The sequence below is a fragment of the Symploca atlantica LB2515 genome, assembly GCF_052546295.1.
Genome location: NZ_JBQWMT010000001.1, coordinates 1,450,909 through 1,471,155 on the forward strand (window position 1 = coordinate 1,450,909; position 20,247 = coordinate 1,471,155).

At 46.2% G+C, this 20,247-nt stretch carries 20 protein-coding genes; 10 read left to right on the top strand and 10 right to left on the bottom strand.

The window, feature by feature from the left end; genetic code table 11:
- Nucleotides 1–12: 12 nt before the first annotated feature.
- The gene (locus ACT7WV_RS06180) at nt 13–168 is read right to left on the bottom strand and encodes a DUF2256 domain-containing protein (protein ID WP_445102065.1); all 156 of its coding nucleotides are present in this window, start codon (nt 166–168) and stop codon (nt 13–15) included.
- Between the two features lie 141 nt (nt 169–309).
- Here ACT7WV_RS06180 and ACT7WV_RS06185 point away from each other — a divergent pair, with 141 nt between their 5' ends.
- A complete protein-coding gene (locus ACT7WV_RS06185) occupies nt 310–1,047 on the top strand; it encodes an RNA methyltransferase (RefSeq protein WP_445102066.1) in 738 nt (245 codons plus the stop codon).
- A gap of 268 nt (nt 1,048–1,315) precedes the next feature.
- Nucleotides 1,316–2,947, top strand: a complete 1,632-nt coding sequence (locus ACT7WV_RS06190) for a serine hydrolase (protein ID WP_445102067.1) — start codon at nt 1,316–1,318, stop codon at nt 2,945–2,947.
- A gap of 100 nt (nt 2,948–3,047) precedes the next feature.
- On the opposite strand, the gene obgE is transcribed toward ACT7WV_RS06190, so the two are convergent.
- Both obgE and ACT7WV_RS06200 read right to left on the bottom strand, forming a co-directional pair.
- Nucleotides 3,048–4,073 carry a GTPase ObgE gene (gene obgE / locus ACT7WV_RS06195; RefSeq protein WP_445102068.1) on the bottom strand — a complete coding sequence of 342 codons (1,026 nt, stop codon included), beginning with the start codon at nt 4,071–4,073 and terminating at the stop codon, nt 3,048–3,050.
- A 61-nt stretch (nt 4,074–4,134) separates the two neighbouring features.
- Nucleotides 4,135–4,836 carry a DUF533 domain-containing protein gene (locus ACT7WV_RS06200; protein WP_445102069.1) on the bottom strand — a complete coding sequence of 234 codons (702 nt, stop codon included), beginning with the start codon at nt 4,834–4,836 and terminating at the stop codon, nt 4,135–4,137.
- A gap of 107 nt (nt 4,837–4,943) precedes the next feature.
- On the opposite strand from ACT7WV_RS06200, the gene ACT7WV_RS06205 reads away from it, so the two are divergent.
- Nucleotides 4,944–5,312 (top strand): EamA family transporter, encoded by a 369-nt coding sequence (locus ACT7WV_RS06205; protein WP_445102070.1) that lies wholly within the window; start codon nt 4,944–4,946, stop codon nt 5,310–5,312.
- 79 nt (nt 5,313–5,391) lie between these two features.
- Here ACT7WV_RS06205 and ACT7WV_RS06210 read toward each other — a convergent pair whose 3' ends face one another.
- Nucleotides 5,392–6,069 (bottom strand): ComF family protein, encoded by a 678-nt coding sequence (locus tag ACT7WV_RS06210; protein ID WP_445102071.1) that lies wholly within the window; start codon nt 6,067–6,069, stop codon nt 5,392–5,394.
- Nucleotides 6,070–6,265: 196 nt separating this feature from the next.
- On the opposite strand from ACT7WV_RS06210, the gene ACT7WV_RS06215 reads away from it, so the two are divergent.
- From ACT7WV_RS06215 to ACT7WV_RS06225, 3 genes are all read left to right on the top strand, one after another.
- Nucleotides 6,266–7,363 carry a tocopherol cyclase family protein gene (locus ACT7WV_RS06215; protein WP_445102072.1) on the top strand — a complete coding sequence of 366 codons (1,098 nt, stop codon included), beginning with the start codon at nt 6,266–6,268 and terminating at the stop codon, nt 7,361–7,363.
- Nucleotides 7,364–7,525: 162 nt separating this feature from the next.
- Nucleotides 7,526–8,236, top strand: a complete 711-nt coding sequence (locus ACT7WV_RS06220; RefSeq protein WP_445102073.1) for a DNA endonuclease — start codon at nt 7,526–7,528, stop codon at nt 8,234–8,236.
- Nucleotides 8,237–9,128: 892 nt separating this feature from the next.
- Nucleotides 9,129–9,746 (top strand): YdcF family protein, encoded by a 618-nt coding sequence (locus tag ACT7WV_RS06225; protein ID WP_445102074.1) that lies wholly within the window; start codon nt 9,129–9,131, stop codon nt 9,744–9,746.
- Between the two features lie 52 nt (nt 9,747–9,798).
- On the opposite strand, the gene ACT7WV_RS06230 is transcribed toward ACT7WV_RS06225, so the two are convergent.
- The 5 genes from ACT7WV_RS06230 to ACT7WV_RS06250 all read right to left on the bottom strand — a co-directional run bounded on the left by ACT7WV_RS06230 (nt 9,799) and on the right by ACT7WV_RS06250 (nt 14,535).
- The gene (locus tag ACT7WV_RS06230; RefSeq protein WP_463424222.1) at nt 9,799–10,101 is read right to left on the bottom strand and encodes a DUF2288 domain-containing protein; all 303 of its coding nucleotides are present in this window, start codon (nt 10,099–10,101) and stop codon (nt 9,799–9,801) included.
- Nucleotides 10,102–10,187: 86 nt separating this feature from the next.
- On the bottom strand, nt 10,188–10,826 hold the full coding sequence (locus ACT7WV_RS06235) for a lysophospholipid acyltransferase family protein (RefSeq protein ID WP_445102076.1): 639 nt from the start codon (nt 10,824–10,826) through the stop codon (nt 10,188–10,190).
- A gap of 49 nt (nt 10,827–10,875) precedes the next feature.
- Nucleotides 10,876–11,754 carry a phosphate ABC transporter substrate-binding protein gene (locus tag ACT7WV_RS06240; protein ID WP_445102077.1) on the bottom strand — a complete coding sequence of 293 codons (879 nt, stop codon included), beginning with the start codon at nt 11,752–11,754 and terminating at the stop codon, nt 10,876–10,878.
- Between the two features lie 203 nt (nt 11,755–11,957).
- A complete protein-coding gene (gene fabD, locus ACT7WV_RS06245) occupies nt 11,958–12,839 on the bottom strand; it encodes an ACP S-malonyltransferase (RefSeq protein WP_445102078.1) in 882 nt (293 codons plus the stop codon).
- An 85-nt stretch (nt 12,840–12,924) separates the two neighbouring features.
- Entirely contained in the window at nt 12,925–14,535 is a 1,611-nt protein-coding gene (locus ACT7WV_RS06250; RefSeq protein WP_445102079.1) for a B12-binding domain-containing radical SAM protein, read from the bottom strand.
- A 339-nt stretch (nt 14,536–14,874) separates the two neighbouring features.
- On the opposite strand from ACT7WV_RS06250, the gene ACT7WV_RS06255 reads away from it, so the two are divergent.
- The gene (locus tag ACT7WV_RS06255; protein ID WP_445102080.1) at nt 14,875–17,415 is read left to right on the top strand and encodes a transglycosylase domain-containing protein; all 2,541 of its coding nucleotides are present in this window, start codon (nt 14,875–14,877) and stop codon (nt 17,413–17,415) included.
- An 83-nt stretch (nt 17,416–17,498) separates the two neighbouring features.
- Entirely contained in the window at nt 17,499–17,705 is a 207-nt protein-coding gene (gene psb35, locus ACT7WV_RS06260) for a photosystem II assembly protein Psb35 (protein ID WP_445102081.1), read from the top strand.
- Nucleotides 17,706–17,819: 114 nt separating this feature from the next.
- On the opposite strand, the gene ACT7WV_RS06265 is transcribed toward psb35, so the two are convergent.
- Nucleotides 17,820–18,476 (bottom strand): cyclic nucleotide-binding domain-containing protein, encoded by a 657-nt coding sequence (locus tag ACT7WV_RS06265; RefSeq protein ID WP_445102082.1) that lies wholly within the window; start codon nt 18,474–18,476, stop codon nt 17,820–17,822.
- A 321-nt stretch (nt 18,477–18,797) separates the two neighbouring features.
- Between ACT7WV_RS06265 and ACT7WV_RS06270 the strand changes: the two genes are divergently transcribed.
- Together ACT7WV_RS06270 and ACT7WV_RS06275 are read left to right on the top strand one after the other, a co-directional pair.
- The gene (locus tag ACT7WV_RS06270) at nt 18,798–19,607 is read left to right on the top strand and encodes a TspO/MBR family protein (RefSeq protein WP_445102083.1); all 810 of its coding nucleotides are present in this window, start codon (nt 18,798–18,800) and stop codon (nt 19,605–19,607) included.
- The gene (locus ACT7WV_RS06275) at nt 19,597–20,232 is read left to right on the top strand and encodes a class I SAM-dependent methyltransferase (RefSeq protein WP_445102084.1); all 636 of its coding nucleotides are present in this window, start codon (nt 19,597–19,599) and stop codon (nt 20,230–20,232) included. Before ACT7WV_RS06270 ends, ACT7WV_RS06275 begins: the two co-directional genes overlap by 11 nt.
- Nucleotides 20,233–20,247: the final 15 nt, after the last annotated feature.

Below are 20,247 nucleotides of genomic sequence, written 5' to 3' on the forward strand. Positions count from 1 at the left end.
GCCTTGTTTTCTTTAGCTATTGACTTGGGATTTACGCCTGCGGCAGCGTTCTGAGCAGAATTTCACATCATCCCAGCAATCAGCCCATTTTTTGCGCCAACTGAAAGGGCGTTCACAGACAGAACAAACTTTAGTCGGCAGATTAGATTTAGAGCGCGCTCTTGCCATGCTAGGTTGACAACATATAGATTAACCATTTAATTTTGGCACTCCCAACAAAAAAAATTGTGGGATTCTGAGGTAGTCAAGCAAGTAAAAAATCTCATAACTTGATCCCAGCAGAGGATCTTTCTGAGCAAAAGACCGAGAATGAGTTTACATAGAGTCAAAATTATTTTAGTAGAACCGGCTGGCCCTTTAAATGTGGGTTCAGTGGCGCGTGTGATGAAAAATATGGCGCTGCAACAACTAGTGCTGGTGAATCCTCAGTGTGACCCATTGGGAGCCGAAGCCCGACAGATGGCAGTACATGGAGTAGATATCTTAGAAACTGCCCAGCAGGTTGAGACGTTACCAGAGGCATTGACAGGGTGTCAAAGAGCAATCGCGACGACTGCCCGTGTTCGTACTTTACCGACTCCCCTAGAAGAACCTAGAGCATTACTGCCCTGGTTAGTAGAGGAATCGGTAACCTCTGCCTTAATTTTTGGTCCAGAAGATCGGGGATTGAGCAACCTTGAGCTAAATTATGCTCAGCGATTTGTCTGCATTCCTTCTAGTGCCGAGTATCCTTCTTTAAACCTTGCTCAGGCAGTCGCTGTTTGCTGTTATGAGCTTTATACAACTAGTCAGCAGCCAACACCAGTTACTAGTCAGATTACTGACCACTCTGCCGAAGCTGCACCTTTAGAAGTACTAGAAGGGTACTACGAACACCTAGAAGCTCTGTTATTGAACATCGGCTACCTCTATCCCCATACTGCCGCAGCACGTATGGAAAAATTCCGGCGTCTGTTCAATCGCGCAACGCCGACTCCGGAAGAGGTTGCTATGCTCCGAGGGATTTTGCGTCAGATGGAATGGGCGATAAAATCTCAGCAGTGTTAGCCAGTCTTCTCGTTGAATGAGATAAAAAAGGAACTTTTATTTACACGAGATGTCAGATTACTGTACTTTTGTCGTTGACGTGCTTTAGTGTTGCCAACATTTGGCAATTTTGCTAACATGCCAGCTTGATCTCAAGCTCTTTGGCGGTTGAGAATTTGCATAACGTCTAGGAGGCAGAATTCTCTGTCTATCTATTCGAGTCTAGCTCTTGATTGATGAGGAGGCTTTCGACTTTTTCGCTAAACATTAATTTTGGGAGGTTTCATCGGTGGCAGCGTCTATGGACAAGCGGCGTCAGTCTAAAAAATTGCCAGGAGAACAGCGAGTGGAGCCAATTGATCCTCGTTCTCTTCAGCGTCGAAACCACCAAAAACAGCAGCCAAGACCGGAGGTGAGAAGTCGGCGCTATCAACAGCAGAACCAGGCTTCTGGAGAAAGAGTGCAACCCATACTCCCCAAAAAGCTAACACCTCAAAACACGGAACCTCCAACTGCTGCCAATATCCCTCCTCGTCTGCTCAGACCGCTGCCACCGGCTCCAATCGACCCAAATCGACCAAAAGTCCGTGCAGTCGATCCAGCAAGGATTCGTGAAAATTCCCATATGGCTCAAGGACGTAAGAGGCGTATTTTTTCCGAGAAGCTCGATCCCAGGCGTTCCCAGCCGTTGACCAACTCGGAGAAAATGCGTCGTAACCGCCAAAGGTCATCCAATACTGCTGATTCAGTCCCCAGAGCAACTGCTCAAGCAGGTCACCAAACTAGTAGACAGGTGAATTCAGGCTTTGGCTCCCCATCCCCCCGGACGAAGAAAAGTCGCAGATCCCGCCGTAGACAAGAACGTCCCCCTAGTTTACTGGGATATATACTGCGCTTGTTAGTTGTGGGAATTGGCATTAGCACCATTGTGGGGACAGTATTGTCTGCCTTGAATCCAGCAACTCAAACATCACTGAAGGCAAATGATACCCCCAACTCTCAGGTTCAGGAGAGTCCTGGGAGTGTTAGTAATTCCACGCCCTTGGCGCTGCGACAAGAAATCTCCCCATTGAAAGCACAAATCCAGACTCTCATGGCGCAAAACCCTGCCTTGGAACCTGGAGTCTTCGTTCTCGATCTGGATACTGGCGCCTATCTTGAAATTAATAGCAACTCCACTTTTGCCGCCGCCAGCACCATTAAAGTTCCCGTTTTGGTAGCTTTCTTTCAGGCTGTTGATGCTGGAGTGGTACGCCTAGATGAACTGCTCACCTTACAGCAAGAAGCGATTGCTGATGGTTCCGGAGATTTACAGTACCAAAAGCCGGGAACACAGTATACAGCTCTGGAAGTGATTGAGAAGATGATTACGATTAGTGATAATACTGCCACTAATATGATTATCAATCGCCTCGGTGGTACAGAGTTACTTAATCAGCAGTTCTTGTCTTGGGGCTTGACCACAACAGCAATTCAAAGCCCTCTGCCAGATATACAAGGGACAAATACCACCAGCCCCAAAGATATGGCTTATTTGATGTCAATTGTCAACCAAGGGAAGTTATTGTCTTTGCGATCGCGCGATCGCTTGCTGGATATCATGCAGCAAACTAAAAATGACTCCCTCCTGCCCAAAGGACTGGGTGCTGATGCGGTTATTGCCCATAAAACTGGTAATATTGGCTCAGTAATCGCCGATGTTGGTTTAGTGGATATGCCTACTGGTAAGCGTTACATTGTGGCGGTTATCGTCAAACGCCCCCGCAACGATCCCAGTGCCGAAGAGCTGATCCGCCAAATTTCCGGTGCAGCCTACGATTATTTCCAGCCACCCCGCGCTACTCCTAGTACCAACTTGGTGCCTTCTGGTAGCACGGCTACACTCACCAGCCTTCTCAACTTTGAAGTGACTTTTAATTAAATTCTGAAAGGGAAACTAGCACTGCTCTCAAGACAGGCAACCGAGGGTTAAAACCCTCGGAAGGAGTACCCAAGCCTATTTAGAGAACTTACCTGCCCCCTTAAAGTCCTCCGATCATCTCTAACTCAGTTGAGGTTAACTGGTCAAGGGACTGCCAGATTTTTTGCAGCAGGGCATCTAATCCTAGCTGGGTAACTGCCGAAATCTGGAAAACTGGCACCTGAGTCAACTGACTCAATTGGTAAGCTAAAGTCTCTACCTCCTCTGCATCAGCCGCATCTACTTTATTGAGGGCCAGAATTTGAGGACGATTTGCCAAACCTCGCCCATAAGCATCTAATTCCTGTTGAATTGTCTGATAGTTAGCGATGGGATCAACATCAGTGGCATCAATCAGATGTAGTAGTAGGCGAGTGCGTTCGATATGACGCAAAAAATCATGACCCAACCCTGTTCCTAGGTGCGCCCCAGAAATCAGCCCAGGAATATCTGCAAAAACTGTACCATCACCAGTCGGTTTACGTACTACGCCCAAATTCGGCACCAAAGTAGTAAAAGGATAATCTGCAATCTTCGGTCTTGCTGCTGAAACAGCCGAAATCAAAGTAGACTTACCCGCATTCGGTAAACCAATAATGCCCACTTCAGCTAACAGCTTCAACTCCAAGCGCAGGTTAAGATGCTCTCCTGGTCGTCCTGGTAAGGCATATTCTGGTGCTCGATTATGATTGCTTAGGAAACACCTGTTCCCCAGCCCGCCCTTACCGCCCTTAGCTGCACAAAAAACTTGCCCTGGTTTTACCAAGTCCCCTAGTATTTCATCAGTTTCAGTATTATGAACGGCAGTACCACAAGGAACTTCGATAATTAGATCCTGCGCACTTGCCCCAGTTCGATTATTGGGCCCTCCCCGCTTGCCATTCTCGGCATGAAAGTGGTGGGCGTACCTGAAATCAAGCAACGTTTGCAGGTGTTCTACGGCAACAAAAATCACATCACCGCCTTTACCCCCATTACCGCCAGCGGGCCCTCCCGCTGGCACGTACTTCTCTCGGCGAAATGCTACTATACCGTCGCCGCCGTTACCGGCTGTAACTTCAATTTCTGCTTGGTCAATAAATTGCATATTTGCTTCTTTGTCCTGGGTTGCTCGCCATGATTAACAGCAAACAACCAATCATCAATGACTAACAATATTCTGAGACATCCTCACCTTCCACATCCGCTAAGTAAGACAAAGCCCGGAAGCGCAAGCCCACTAACTGATCATAGAGGGGATTGATCTTACACATCGCTGGAATGTGGACAATTTTGCGACCAAAGAGCTTAACATCACGTTCAAACGGGCATTGAGCAGGAATCATCTTACAGATAAATCTTGCCACCCGTGGATCTTCAACTTCCATGCCATCCAACCAGTGTCGCACAGGTTGCAATACATCAGAGTGAGGGTGAGGAGAGCTTCCTGGTTCCTGAGCCAATTGATCAGCAGCATCAGACTGCTCAACCAACTGACTATCGTACATGGTCAGTCGCAGTGCCTCAAGGGCCTCACCATTGAGTCCTAGTGCTTCGCAAAACTGATCGAGAACCTCAGCTTCTGTGGGAGAGTAGACACCATCTGCTAATGCCACCATCACAGCAGTTCGTAAAAAATTCTCTGCTGTTTCCGCGTCTTTTCCTAAAGCTTCTGCCAGTTCTTGAGCACTAATTGGCTGATTGAGAGATTGTAAATCATTGGCTGGAGCTAGTTCTTCTTTAGTGAGCTGGGCAAGCACCTCTTGCTCTTCGGGATCAAAATGACCATCTGCCCAAGCAACGGTGAACAAACCACGCAGCCAAGCTGAAATTTGCTCTTCAGTATAGGGAGACGGAATGACTCTATTCATAATCACCTAAATTAAATTTACGGACGCTATTGTATGAGTTAATCCTGGTTGAGTCTTCGATGGCTGTAAACTAGGAGACTAAACAAATCGTAATCCTCGGATCTTTCGTGACCTTACCAGAATTTGGGATTTTCCTAATTTCAATATTAACCAGTGTTACAGGGCAATTTTTGCTCAAAACTGGGGCGCTACAGCTAGGAAAAGTTAATGCCACTAATTGGCTGGGTCATATTTTCGGGATGCTCACGACACCAGCACTAGTTGCCGGTCTCTGCTGCTACGGTGTAGGGGCAGTTGCCTACATTTTGGTACTGACGCGGGTTAATCTCAGCGTAGCAGCTCCAGCCGCTTCTCTAATTTACGTATTCTCCGTAATTATGGGCTATTTTTTCTTTCGAGAAGCCATTTCCTTAAACCGTGCTATCGGTTTAGGTTTGATTGTCTGTGGTGTTCTATTGGTGATTTGGAAAAAATAGGCATGACCCTAAAGAAAGTATGAAAAAAGGGAAAATATACCCTTAGTTCAAACAAAAGGAGGTGATTTTGGCAACAAGTTTACTTTCGAGACATGGCAACCGCCACTACCCCATGTACTCCTATTCCCTGTCTATTTAGAGTTTGGGCAGCCTCACGGACAGTAGCACCACTAGTATAAATATCATCAACCAGCAGCACAGGAGAAATTGGTGAACGGCCCAGAAAGCTTTTGCCAACGACAAAAGCATCCACCAGGTTTTGCTGACGTTCTCGCACCGACAGACCAAATTGTGCTTCAGTAGCGCGGACTCTCGCTAAGAGCCGTGGTTGCTGCTTGTAGCCTGTAAACTGGCAAAAACTTTGGGCAATCAGTTCTGCTTGGTTGTAACCTCTGACTTGTAGCTTACTGGGGTGTATGGGAATGGGTACTACCGTCAATTTTCCGGCGCCCTCAGCAGCAGCTGATTTTAGCCAAGACTCGCCTAACCAATGACCCAAGGGACGCGCCAGTTGGGGTTGATTTTCGTATTTTAAGGCAGCGATCGCACGTTTCAAGACACCGCCGTAACTACCCCAAGCAAACACTGGTAACTTTCCTTGCCAACTCAGGCTTAGTGTATCTACCTTACAGCGTCGTAACTGCCGTTGACAGCCTTCACACAATTCGACCTGCGCAGGGCGATTACATAAGGGACATTGAGACTTGAGAAACAGAGAAAGTAGCCCTTCTGTTAGCTTGCTAATGCCCCCACCCATATTTATCTTTTTTTAAACTAAAATCACCTTTCCTTGATAGCAAAAAGGCAACATCCATGCCAAATTGTCTCAATTTGCTCGGCTCTCAGGATAATAAAATCATCAAAAAGACAACGGCTTACCAAATTGGCAAGAAAGCTTAAGTCTGAGATTAAAGAGATGGCTCATACTGAGAAAGAGTCAGTAAGTTGAATCTATGGGACATCCTCTGCAAACACCCCACAGTGAATATCACTGGGATGGTAGTGACCATCGTTTTTTCGAGGGGTGGTACTACCGCGTTACCTTACCTGCTTGTGGTCAAACCTTTGGTTTTATGTATTCCATCGATGACCCCATCGGTGGTCAACCCCATAGTGGTGGCGCTGCCCAAATTATTGGCCCTGATGATGGTTATCTTTGGCGTACCTTTCCGGATGTGGAAAAGTTTTGGGCATCCCGGCAATTCTTAGCCTTGGGACATTGGGGCAAAACCGACTTATCAATTCTGCCTCAATATCTCCAGCCTACTAAGTTTGCACATCACATCCCAGAAGGCTATCAAGCAACAGCAACTGGCAATCAAGGCATAATTCGCGATCCCGGCAGCGGTCGCTACTGTCGTTGGCAGTACGAAATCAAGCCTGTCTATGGCTGGGCTGATCGCGGTGCATCCCAGCAATCCACTGCTGGCTGGCTCTCTTATTTGCCGATATTTGAACCAGGATGGCAGATTTTGATGGCACACGGTCTAGCAACTGGTTGGATTGATTGGAATGGCAAACTCTACGAATTTACAGATGCTCCCGCCTATGGCGAAAAAAACTGGGGTCGGGCTTTTCCCCAAAAGTGGTTTTGGCTAAATTGCAATAGTTTTTCAGAAACAACCGACCTAGCCCTGACTGCTGGCGGCGGTAGAAGGGAAGTGTTGTGGTGGGAGGAGTCTGCCGCCTTAATTGGCATCCACTACCAAGGTAAGTTCTACGAATTCGTACCCTGGAACTCACAAGTCAGTTGGCAAATTCAGCCTTGGGGTAGTTGGCAAATGCAAGCCAGAAATAGCAACTATGAAGTGGAGTTAACGGGAACTACTGACCAACCAGGGACACCCCTGAGAGCACCTACAGAACAAGGCTTAAACTTCGTTTGTCGCGACACCATGCAAGGCAGACTAACCTTGGAACTGCGAGAGCGAGGGGTAGAAAAATTGAAAACTATCCTGACGGCAAGCAGTTTTGTCTGTGGATTAGAAATAGGAGGCGGACCTTGGCAAAAACCTTGGGATGCTAGCGCTAAATTTCCCTGGGTTTTATAGTTTTGGCCGCGACTTTAGTTATAATAAAGTGCGTAATCTGGGGCTGTGGCTCAGATGGATAGAGCAAGCGCCTCCTGAACAATCGGGCACTGCGGGGGAAACTCTGCAAGTGAATGTGGTCAAATTCAAGGAAGCCTAAGTCTGGCAACAGATAAGGTAATCTTGAGCCAAGCTCTACTATGCAAGCGTCAAGAACCAAGGTTCGACGCCAGTAGAGAAGGTGCAGAGACTGGTTTAGGGAGCCAAAAAAAGATGGACTACAATGTCTCATCGAAAGTAGAGCAACGTGGTGTTCTGGTTGGCATGCTCTTAGGTAATGCAAGTAGAAGAAAAAAAAACTTCTTCGTCGAGCATTCATCTAAGCAAGAAGGGTATGTTTTGTTTAAGAAAGCACTTCTTGAGCAAATAACCAGGAAATTAGTAAGCTTTCGGCGCTCTCCAACAAAAAAGGGCTATGACCTGCTTCGCCTAGAACCTAAGTTAGTACCCCTGACACGGGTTTTAGTTAAGAAACTATATCGAGCACAAACTAAAACAGTGACGAGAAAGTTTCTTAACCTCTTGACCCCTCAAGGAATAGCGATTTGGTGCATGGATGCTGGTTCTAAGTCCTTCAAAAAAAAAGATGGTAAGGTTCACGCTGTGACTTTTAACCTCAATACTTATCTCTCCAAAGAAGAAAATGAGATCATAGTTGCTTATTTTCAGCAGGTATGGGGATTTAAGTGGGGTCTAAGTAAAAGCAAAGATTTGTACCGTCTGCGCCTAGGGACGAAAGAAGGGAAAAGATTCCTCGATTTTATTAGTCCCTACATCGAGGAAAGCATGCTTTACAAAATACAAACCTCCTTAAACATAACGGCCACCACCTAAAATCAACAAGGTTATGGTGAAGGTATAGTCCGGAGAGTGAGGAAACTCACACAAATCTGAAGCGCTAGGTCGCCGGTTCGAATCCGGCCAGTCCCGTTCCCACTTTTTTTGATTAGGGTCATCTGCTAAAAGTTAATCAAGCTTTACTCAAAAGTAGTCAAATTCTGAAACTGCTGTGTTTTCTGTTGACAGATTGCCTGAGTAGAGGGAAGCTTTACTAATGCAGGGACTGTAATCGGCTTGGCTTACTTAAGACCGTTGCCTGACACCAAAGTAATCTCAAAGTCTGCTAACTTCTTGTTCATTCAGTTGGTAAGAATATAAAAGTTTGAAGCAATTGGCTTCATCTTGAGTAAATTGATAGGTAATCAATTGCTGCTTTAAGTTGAACGCTTTTTGACAGAAGTAACATCAAATTCTGCAAAAAAAATCAGCACCTATTCTCCTAAAAGAATCGTCTGAGTTTTTGATCAATAACCCCGAATAACTACTCTAGTTGAGTAACTCGTTGCGGAGACAGCCTTCAGTACGAAGTTTTCCCCCAGTGAGAAACCAAAAATTTCGCCTTTCTGAGGTTTAGTACCAAAGGATTTGCTATCCACGGCTCTTTACCAAGAAGTCAGGCAGAAAAGGCTACACGAAGTTTAGGTTTTTTTATGGATGTAAATCAAAAGCCTAGTCCAGAATCATTAATCTTACCAAAATATGCTGAATCAACTTGAAGGTATCTGAAAAAGAAACCAAACTGCATGATAGTTTAGTGGGTATTATTATGATTTTTCACCTAACTACCAGTTTTGCCTTCAGCTATTCAGTAACTGGTCAAACACCTTGATTAACAAGGGCATAGCCCAAGTGTCGGACTTTTGCACAAAAACCTATCCCTTGACTCATGTTTTTGAGGATTTCTGCCCGTAAGCGGCGATACTTATTTGCTAAACCTAAGCACTCTCAGGTAAGATTTTTGCCGTGGTTAATGCCGATCTTAGCTGTTTCAATCCTGTGCGGCTACAAGCAAATTAAAAGTTATTTTGTCCAACCAGAAGCAATCTTTGTCTTAGGAGGAGACGAAAAGCGAGAATTGTTTGCGGCAAGACTAGCACAGCAGCATCCAGGACTAGATATTTGGGTGTCTTCGGGTAGTTCAGAATGGTACACTCAGAAAATTTTTGCCAAAGCCGGGATCGATCGCAACCGCTTACACATCGACCGTCGAGCAATAGATACAGTAACTAACTTCACCACTTTAGTGGATGATTTACAGACTCGGGGAGTTGACGGTGTTTATTTGATTACCTCTGACGATCATATGCGCCGTGCTCGCGTTATAGGTGAAATTGTCTTCGGTAGCAAAGGAATTGCACTCCACCCCGTATCTGTTGCCTCAGGGCGATCGCCTGAACCGCTCGAAAAATCTTTTCGAGATGGTGCACGAGCAATACTGTGGGTATTCACTGGTTACACAGGAGCCACCCTACACCCTAGATCAGACATCAAAAAATCTAAATAAGTAGGACGCACAGTTACAGGATTAGTTCTGAGAATACACTTGTTGAGATTAATCAGGCAGCAGTTTCCGGTGATTCTTTGACTAAGACATAGGGTTGTACAATCAGAGCCTGGAAACGCTTACTACTGTTATTGTTCCAATCAGTGAGTTGTTCAGGCAAAGGCTTGTGCAGCATTTGCTTGCTAATCCAGTGCTGTACGGAGAGAACATCATCACGCGCAATCGCGACACCCACATCCAGCAAGTCTAGTTCCCCTGCGACAACCACCAAAACGTCACGTTTCGCGTGGGGAATCAGCCATTCCCAGGCTGCCTCATCCAAAGTTTTTGCTAGTTCGTCTTTTAAATCCTGCATTTTTGGGCGAATTGCTTGTTCACGACCTATTGTACCTAGAGGCCGTGCCCCAGGAAAAATACCCATTTCTCTCAACAAACCATCCTTTAGCGTCCCAAGTCGTGTAGAGTATGAATTGCTGTCGTACAATCTCGCGTCACTGCCTCCAATTCTTCTCTGCGGGTTGAGGTAGGAGGCTCAATTAGCTGGCCAATCCTTACGGTTACAGGTACAGAACGCGGCACGGATGAACCTTTCCGGAAAACTGCCTCCGTTCCCCACAAACTTACCGGCAGCAGTGGTACTTTGGCCTTGGCAGCAATCAAAGCAGCACCTAACTTTGGTTCGGGAATGCGAGCATCCGGTGTCCGGGTTCCTTGCAAAAACAAGCCGACAGCCCAGCCATTTTCCAAGCAACTAAGGGCTGAACGAATGGCACTGCGGTCTGCTGCACCTCGCTTGACCGGATAAGCACCGTATAATTCAATGGCTTGCTTCAACACAGGGACACGAAACAATTCTTCCTTTGCCATAAACGCCACTGGACGCCCGACACAACTAGATAAAATTGGCGGATCAAAGTCGCTGGCATGGTTACTTACTACAATCAAAGGCCCTTCCATGGGCACATTTTCCGCACCATAGATGCAACCTTTCAGATAAACCTTAAGCATGGGGCTAACTACCGACCATTTGAAGGCGTGGTAGAGCCATAGACTGACCAATGGTTCGCGCTTTGCAGTCACAAAAAACCCTCTAATCTTGATAATTCTTGAGTGCTAGACTAATTTAAATTCAGGGTGAAGTAGCATAACCCAAAAAAGCCCGAACTGCGATGCTGGGTGGTTCTTGATACACGTAATAAAGTTTCCTTTGTAAAGGGTAGTTTGCCCTTCCTGGCTTTATACCATTGAGAGGAACAGTTCGTACGCTTTCCTGGTTAAGCACCTCAAAGGCATTAATATAGCTAATTCCGTCCGCTGCCAGGGCTGAGAACAAGGCGCTTTTCTCCTCACTGGGTAGAGTACTCGTGTTGGGAGTATTACCAAAATTCCCCTCTTGAAGTAAAAGCGTCTGAAAAGCCTGACGCGTACTACTACTAGAGGGATGATGAATTACTCGGATCGGGGCATTGGATCCTCCCACTGCTGACCAGTTGGTAAGCTTACCCTGGAAGATATCGGCAACTTGAGTGACGCTCAACCCTCCCTGAAAAGGATTTTCTACATCAACTACGATGGCAATCTCCTCTAAGGAAATTGGTAATGCTATCAAACCTTGCTCTTGTTCTTGAGGGGTCAGAGGTCGAGAAATGGCTGCGATATCGATACTACCGGAGATAAGAGCCCTAATTCCCTGCTCAGAACCGTTAGCCATCGTTTTCACAGTAACCCCCGGATACTGCCCCTCAAAACCGCTTTTGAGCTGCTGATTGATGGTCATCATGCCGGGGGAACCATCAATGCTCACGGTTGTACTAGTCGGTACTGAAGAAGGAGGACTAGGAACTTGGGGGGGGGAGGACTCTGCATCCTCCGAAGAAGATGAGGGAGATTGCAGGTCATTGCCCGGCCTCTCCCGCAGTAAGCTTAAGTACCAGTAGCCAGAACCCAACACCACACAAGCGACTAGCAGAATATAGAAAATGAGTGGCGGGTCACCTCTCTCATTCATGATTTCCTCTACTCAGGAATTTATTTTGCACGGAAGATTCCATAAGATTACCTGGGTATCTTCTGTTTATCCTGAGATTTACTCAATTCTCGGTTGAAGGCAATACATTTTTATCTCCCTTATCCCCCTTATCTCAAACCAGAATATCTGTAATCCATTCCACCGAGAACAGCTATCTCAGTTAGACCAATGATCAGTAACTTTCAAGCAGAAAAATCTTTAGCACTGCCAATATTTTGCAAAATTAAGTCAGGACACATCCGTTTAATTAAACCCGTGAGAACTTTGCCAGGCCCAATTTCTACTACTTGCTCAATACCCTCAACAGGCAACTGCATCGAAATTTCTCGCCACCGTACACTACCAGTCATCTGACGCTGCAAGCGATTTTTGAGGATAGCAGCTTCAACAGTAGGGAGAGGTTCCACATTCGAGAGTACAGGAAACTGAGCATCGGCAAAGGCAACAGCATCTAAAACTTCCTGGAATTGAGCAGCTACTTCTGCAATTAAAGGGGAGTGAAAGGCACCTGAAACCTTTAAGGGAACTGCTCTTTTTGCCTTGATCTGAGTTGATACTTCCTGCACGGCTTCCGGCTTACCAGAAATTACGACTTGAGCAGGACTATTATCATTAGCGATCACAACATCCGGTGTCTGCTCAATTAATTTCTCTAGCTGCTGGCGATCAAACTTCATCAAGGCAACCATTATGCCCTCAGAAGCACCATCCATCAGTTCTGCTCGATGCTTAACTAAACCTAAACCAGTCTCAAAGTCAAATACTCTAGCAGCATAAAGGGCAACATATTCTCCCAAACTATGACCAGCAACTAAATAGGGAGTGTTGCCTTTTTCAAGGAGTAGATCAGCCAGAATGCTTTCAACAACGTACAAACAAGGTTGTGTGTAGAGAGTGCGGTTTAGCTTATCCGAGTCCTCTTGGCAAGCCTCCAAGACTGACCAGCCTAGAATCTCTTCAGCTAGCCGAAACCTGTCTTGAGCCAAGGGCAACTCAGATAAGTCTATTCCCATTCCTGGTTCCTGAGAACCCTGGCCGGGAAACACCCATGCGGTTTTTGTCATTGGTTAGTTAGTTGATTGTTAATGGTCAGGGTATCTATTATCTGTGATGGGTGTCTTTTGTGGTTTTTTTCCGGGAAAGCGATTTTCATTTAAAGGATGTTGCCGTTTCCAGATGCTTGACTAATGTTGCCTGAGGTAGTGGGCCTTGCAAGTGACTCCAAGGCAACACCTGGTCAGTTGACCAATTAGCATAAACATAGAAATCTAGTTCCGGTAGCTTTCCTTTGAGTTGTTTGAAGGCACGGCGGAAACTACCCACAGAGTCACCGTAGTGTCTGGTTAATTCTAATAGATAAGAAAGACGGCGATCGCCACGAGAAATTAACGCCTGAATCACAGACCAGTTATAGCTTTCTGGTCTTAAGTCGATGCCTTGCGATCGCAAATGCTTTTGCAAAAACTTCAGCCGCTTTTCTGCTTGGGGATTCACCCCAAACCACTGAAATGGTGTGTGTGCTTTTGGTACAAAAGTGCTGCAACCTAGGGTCAAACGTAGACCAGGAACAGCTTTCTTAATCTCTTGCATCATTGCCACCGTCTGCTCAACATCTGACAATTCCTCTCCTGGGATACCCACCATCCCGTAGAGTTTTAGATTCTTTAAGCCACCTGCTTTGGCATTTACCGCAGCCTGGATAATTTCTTCATTGCTCAGCTTCTTATTAATAATCTGCCGTAACTTTTCCGAACCGCTTTCTACAGCGATGGTAATTGAACGAGTATCTCGTTTTGCCAGAGTCTCAGCTAGTTTCTGCGTCACTGTATTTGTCCGTACGGAAGCAATACTCAGTCGCACATCTTCATACTGCGGCAGTGAGAGATAATCCAGTAAGGCTTCAAACTCAGGGTGTTGTGTCACAGATGCTCCCAGCAAGCCAATACGTTTGGTTACCGTTAATCCCCGCTCAATTGCTGGTATCAGCGAATCTGCTAAACTGGCGGTGCGGAACGGCAGTGTTAGATAACTTGCTAGGCAAAAGCGGCACATTTCTGGACAACTGCGTACCACTTCCACCATGTAAATATTTTCCCAGGCAGCCTTTTGAGTGACCACTGTAGAAGCTGATAGGGTATTACCCCGGTAAGTCTGTTTCTCTACTTGAGGGGGAATCTCAGAATCTACTGGCTTAATCGAGGCGAGCGCACCCTGCGAGTCGTGGTAAGTTACCTCGTACAGACTAGGAACATAAATTCCCGGTACCTGTGCCAGATGCCGTAATTGAATATGGCGTTCTGCTGTGCGAACTTCTTGGTAAGCTTCAATGAAATAATCTAGCAGATTCTCGCCATCTCCGAGCAAAATCAGATCAAAGAAGTCAGCAAAAGGTTCTGGGTTAGCCGTCAGCACGGGACCACCGCCAAAAACCAGGGGATGAAGAGAGTTACGAAAAGCTGACCTTACAGGAATCTCCAGAAATTCCAGTAAGTTGATTATATTGACATAATCTAACTCCCATGACAAAGAATAGCCTAACAATTCTGCTTGTCCTGGCAGTGGCTCATGGCAATCAGTGAATAAACGGCTTACTTGCAAGTCTGTTCGCGATGCCAAAGTTGCCCATACTACTTGATAACCGAGGCTAGTAATACCGACGCTATATTCATTAGGGAAGGCGAATATAGTAGGTATGGCTCCGGCACTGGGAGGCGTTGGTGTAAAAAGCAGGCGTTCTGATGCAAATAAAGCAGATGTCACAGTTGTCCTTGGGTGTTGGCTGAGTAGTGTCTCACTTAATTAATTTTAAGAATCTTCCTTTAGACAAGCTCAAGTTAGACTAGATGCTGGTGGTAACAACCGTGGAAAAAGCCTGTTTAAGTGGCAAAATTTGGCAAAGTTAAGCAAAAAAAGCATCGTTTGTCAGAGTTTAACTAAAAAAACGCCAAACTCTTTTAAATGGTGTGTCAGAATTTATACAAATTATCTACCAATGCTTAAATCGATACATAAAGTATTATTTCTTTGAGCGAATTCTAAGTGCAAGCCCTAAAATAAGCAGGAGGTCATGTCTGCTGGTGGTGGAACTGAGGAGTTGAAGTGTCAAATTTTCTTCCAAAACACAAAGATTCATCGAGCCGATTAAAGTCAGGAGCTTCAGCGGCATTAGAACCAGAGTCGGCGTCTGAGAGTACTGTTGAGCAGCAGGGAAAAAATCCACCGCAATTCAGGCGTTTGTTCCTCAAAAGATGCAGACAGGGAGCAAGACTGACTATTAATGGATTGAAACAGGTTTCTAGTACTCTAACAGAGCAGTTTACCGGACCAAGAAAGCTCCACCGTCGTCCCTTATTTTGGGTAGGAATAGGCGTTAGTGGCAGCGTAGTTGCTCTGGCTTGGGGCTGGCAAACTTTAGAGAGAAGCGTTCCGGATTCCACCGCAGACATCTTAACCTATGTCCGGGATAACACATTAACCATCAAAGCCTCAGACGGCGAAATTATCCAGCAAATTGGACCAGCTACCCGTGAGAGGCTGAAGATTTGGGAAGTACCCGAACCCTTAATTGAAGCCTTCGTCGCTACAGAAGACAGGCGTTTCGAGAAACATAGCGGCGTCGATTTTCAGGGTATTTTCCGAGCTGCTTTTTCTAACCTACTAGCGAGAGGAGTAGTTGAAGGTGGTAGCACTATTACCCAGCAGCTAGCAAGGATTGTCTATTTCGATCAAGAACGCAGCTTGGCAAGAAAGCTCAAAGAGATGCGGATGGCGCAAAAAATTGAGCACGATATCGATAAAGAGCAGATTCTGGAGCGTTACCTCAACTTAGTTTACCTGGGTTCGGGAGCCTATGGAATTGCCGATGCTGCCTGGGTCTACTTTAGTAAACCAGTTAAAGAACTGACCCTGCCAGAAATGGCAATGCTGGCTGGATTGCCACCAGCCCCCAGTGCCTATTCACCCTTTGTCAACGAAAAAGCAGCCAAAGAGCGCCGCGATACGGTGTTGCAACGGATGCACAAAAGTGGGTACATTAACGAAAATCAGATGCAGCAAGCGATTGCCGCTCCTCTGACTACCAAACGTGGTAATCCCAAAAGGCTGGATCAAGAAGCTTACTACTTTACTGAATACGTTCAACAAGAGCTACCCAAGTACGTCCCAAAGAACTTGCTGGGCAAGAAAGGGTTAATCGTTGAAACTACTCTAAATTTAGATTGGCAACAGGCGGCAGAGGCTGCCGTGCAAAAAACTATCGAACGCAATGGTCGTTACGAACGCTTTGAGCAAGCCGCTTTAGTCGCCATAGATCCGCGCAATGGTCAAATAAAAGCCATGGTTGGGGGCAAAGACTTTTACGACCAAGACTCAAACAATTACTTGAACCGTGTTACCCAGACCAAGCGTCAACCGGGTTCTACCTTTAAAACCTTTGTTTATACCTCAGCTGTGGCGGCGGGTATCTCCCCTAATAGTGGCTACCTAGACGCTGCTTACGTGGTTGATGGCTACGAACCGAAAAACTACTCGGAAGACTTCCGGGGCTGGACCTCAATTCGCCAAGCCCTCGTGTCTTCAATCAACGTTATAGCCGTCAAAACCCTGATTGATGTTGGCTGGGAGCCAACCATCGAAATTGCCAAAAAAATGGGCATTGAATCAAAGCTCCATTCCACCTACTCCTTAGCGTTAGGGGCCTCAGAGGTTAACCTGTTAGAGCTAACCAGTGCCTACGGCACCCTAGCAGCCCAAGGAGTTCACACCCAACCCTCTGGCATTCGTCGCATTTTAGACCACCGGGGTAAGGTGATTTATGAACAGAAAATTCACTCCCATCGGGCAATTGACAAAGAAACAGCTGCGATTATGACCTGGATGCTCCAAGGTGTAGTCACCTCTGGTACTGGTCGTAGTGCTCAGCTTGATCGACCTGTTGCTGGTAAAACTGGCACCTCCGATGAAGCTCGCGACCTCTGGTTTATCGGCTATATTCCCCAGGTGGTTGCAGGCGTCTGGCTAGGTAACGACGATAACAAGCCAACTTGGGGGGCAAGCAGCACTGCCGCCTCTACCTGGCGGAGGTTTATGGACGAGGTGGTAGAAGATGTGGAAAAGGAGCCTTTTCCTGAACGTCCCAGCAAATTAGAAGGTCGTAAAGCCACGATCAAAGCCAAGCCCATCAGACCGAAACGAGCCATACACAAAAAGACTTCTCCGTCTGAATCTGGGAGTCAGTCAGGAAGAAGGACTAGAACTAGAGTTGTCAGAAATAGTACACCGCAGAACCAATCTGGCTCAAGCCGTAGTTATCGGCGACGACGCAGCAACAGTAGTGTTAGTAATCCTCAGCCTGCACCCGTAAGGCGCTCCCGTAGTCGCGCTGCTGTACGAAGCTCAACCCCCACCAGGAGAGCAGCACCCAGAAACACTGCACCGAGGAGGTCAGCACCAGCACAGCAAACTACACGACCAGTTCCCAGCGCACCCAAACCAGCTGCCGCTCCGGCTCCTAGAGTTCAACAGCAGTTTAAGCCAGCCCCTGCTGCTGCACCTCTAGCTCCCCCTGCCGCCAGAAAAGCCCCCGCATCAGCTCCTCAGAGTCGTCCTCCCGAACCACCTGCACCCAGGACGGGCGAGTGACTCAAGTCGCATTCCTGAGCTGTGATTGCCCAAACACGATAATTTGGTAGGATAACCAAAATCGGACTAGAGGTTTATAAGCTATGCATTTATTAATGGAAGCGGGTGCTTTTCCACTTTCTTTTACCTTGGTCTATGTGGTCGGTTTTATTGCAGCTGTAGGTATCGGCTCCATCGCCTGGTACAACTCTAAGCGTCCTGTCGGTTGGGAAAATAAGGATCGTCCCGATATTGTACCGAAGGTGGACAAAGAAGAAAATCCTGGCGTAGGAGGGCAAAACAAGGAATAAGCAAGATAACGAACAAAAACCACTGTTCTCAAGGGAAGTGATTAACAACTAGCTGTTGTACTTGAAGAGCCAAAAATACCGATATCTCGCTCAAAGCAGAAGCCTTAGCTATAGCTATTGATGGCTCTGATACATCCAGTAAATATTTGAGCTAATTTTAGGAGAATACCACTCGGTATTCTCATCACTTTCGTTGGGCAAGACCGACGACTCACCGGGTATTCCAGCACGGTATCCTTTTTTCAAGCGTTTTAGCAACCAGTCAAACCGGGCTTGCGCTAGCGGTACATTATCCATCGTTTCGGGAGAGAGATCCTCTACCTCGATATCTTCCTGTAGCATCTGACCTTTGGCATAACCGAGATATCTAACTGTACCCCGCAATCTGGTAGAGAGAAAAACTGCAATCGCTCGATAAAAACGGGAGGCAAACCCTTCGTCTTTTTGTAGTTTCTCCAGTAATTGACTTCGCGGAATCGATAGCACCAGAGAGTTTTCAGCCGCCTGGACAGTGGCGGAGGGCGGGTGGGAGTCGGCAAAGGACATTTCTCCTACTACCGCCCCGCTTGTTAAGCGAGCAATTGTCCTGCCTTCAAAGGCAGAAACAGACACAGATAAAGTACCATCCAGGAGAATGTGCAATGTGTCAATGGGCTGGCCTTCCTTAATGAGAACGGTGCCAGCAGCAATCTCCTCTCGACGACCTGTAGCGATGATCCAATCTATATCGTCGTCATCTAATTCGCCCAGCAAAAAAAATATTTTTTTCATAACTGACGCTTTTTTCCTTACTTTGGTGGCAGGTGGGCTGGGATAGCTTGCTGGCACGCGCAGACTTCTAGGTTATTTACATTGGATTGTGAAGTCAATGATTATAAATATATGGTTGAACAAAATTTTCAGGATTTTCAGGAAATAAAATATTTTTTTAACCTTATGTGATGTTAGTACTTGAATGTTTACAGAAATTCCCCGAAAAAACCAGCTCTAATTGCCAATACTAGCGTCCCTAATCCCGCTGCTACTTTCGAGAACAAATACTCGTGATTCTCTCTCCGGGAGAGCATCAGGAATCGTGCCGTAGGAATCAAAATGAATCAGCCCAGAAAATCCATAATTCGAGATCCCTTAAAGCAAATTATCAACCTAGGAGCTATTATTGCTGCATTCGTCATCAATGTTTTAGCAAATGTAGCACCGCTCAATGAGCTGACAATTGGCGAAATTTCTAATACACTTTTCCGGGAAGTTCAGATTACCCCAGCTAACTATGCCTTTGCAATTTGGGGGTTAATTTATTTAGGTCTAATTTCCTTAGGGATTTATCAAGCACTACCCAGCCAGAGACAAAACCCGATACTTCAGCAGATAGGTTATCTCTTAGCAGCAAGTAGTTTAGCCCAAATTATCTGGGTGCTTTTTTTTCAATACCGGCTGTTTACCCTATCACTAGTGGCAATGCTAGGAATTTTGCTACCCCTAATAGCAACTTATCTAAGGTTGGGAATTGGTTCAAGACAGGTTTCCTGGAAAGATAAGTGCTTGGTTCACCATCCTGTAAGTATCTATCTGGCTTGGATTAGTGTCGCTACAATCGTTAATGTAGCCCTGGTACTTGACAATTTTGCCTGGAGTGGTTGGGGTATTACTCCCCAATACTGGACAGTAATCATGCTGATTATAGGAGCAGCCATAGCTGCTGCAGTGATTATCCAGCGGTCTGACATTGCCTATACATTAGTAATTATCTGGGCGTTTGTCGCAATCGCAGTGCGTCATGTTGATCAAGTACTAATTGCTGCTACCGCTGGGGGATTAGCGATCGCTCTTATTTTATTACTACTAATTAAGCTAGCGGTACTACCTTCAAATCGAGCAAAAAACAACCTCAATGAACAGTGATATCTTTAGCAACAAACAAAAGTTATTTGACCTCTGGGCACCGAACTATGACTGCTTGCTCACCACAGTGTTTTACCAAGCAGTCCACAAACGCCTCTTAGAGTACGTTGAACTAACTGACCAGCAGCCTCATGTACTAGACCTCGGCTGTGGCACTGGTCGTCTTCTCAACCGCCTTGCAGCACAGTTCCCGACTCTTCAGGGTACTGGAGTAGACCTTTCAGCAGAAATGCTCTCTCAAGCCCAGCAGCGCCATCACTATAGAGATCGATTAATGTACAAGCAGGGTAATGCCGAGTCTTTACCCTTAGAGGAAAATCAATTTGATGCAGTTTTTAACACCATCAGCTTTCTGCACTACCCTAATCCCCAACAGGTTTTCTTAGAAGTTTCTCGGGTACTGCGCCCTAATGGACGTTTTTATTTAGTTGATTACACCGTTAGAGAAGAGATGGGTAGTAATATTCAGCTTCCCCTGTCTCCCGGAGGTTTACGATTTTATAGTCCTCAACAGCGCCAGCATTTCGGTCAAGAAACTGGCCTGGAATGCCTAGCTCATTATTATCTTCTGGGGCCGGTTATGCTGACAATTTTTGCCAAGCTTGCTGGGCGAGTTAATGGTTAATCGCTGCGCGTGCCA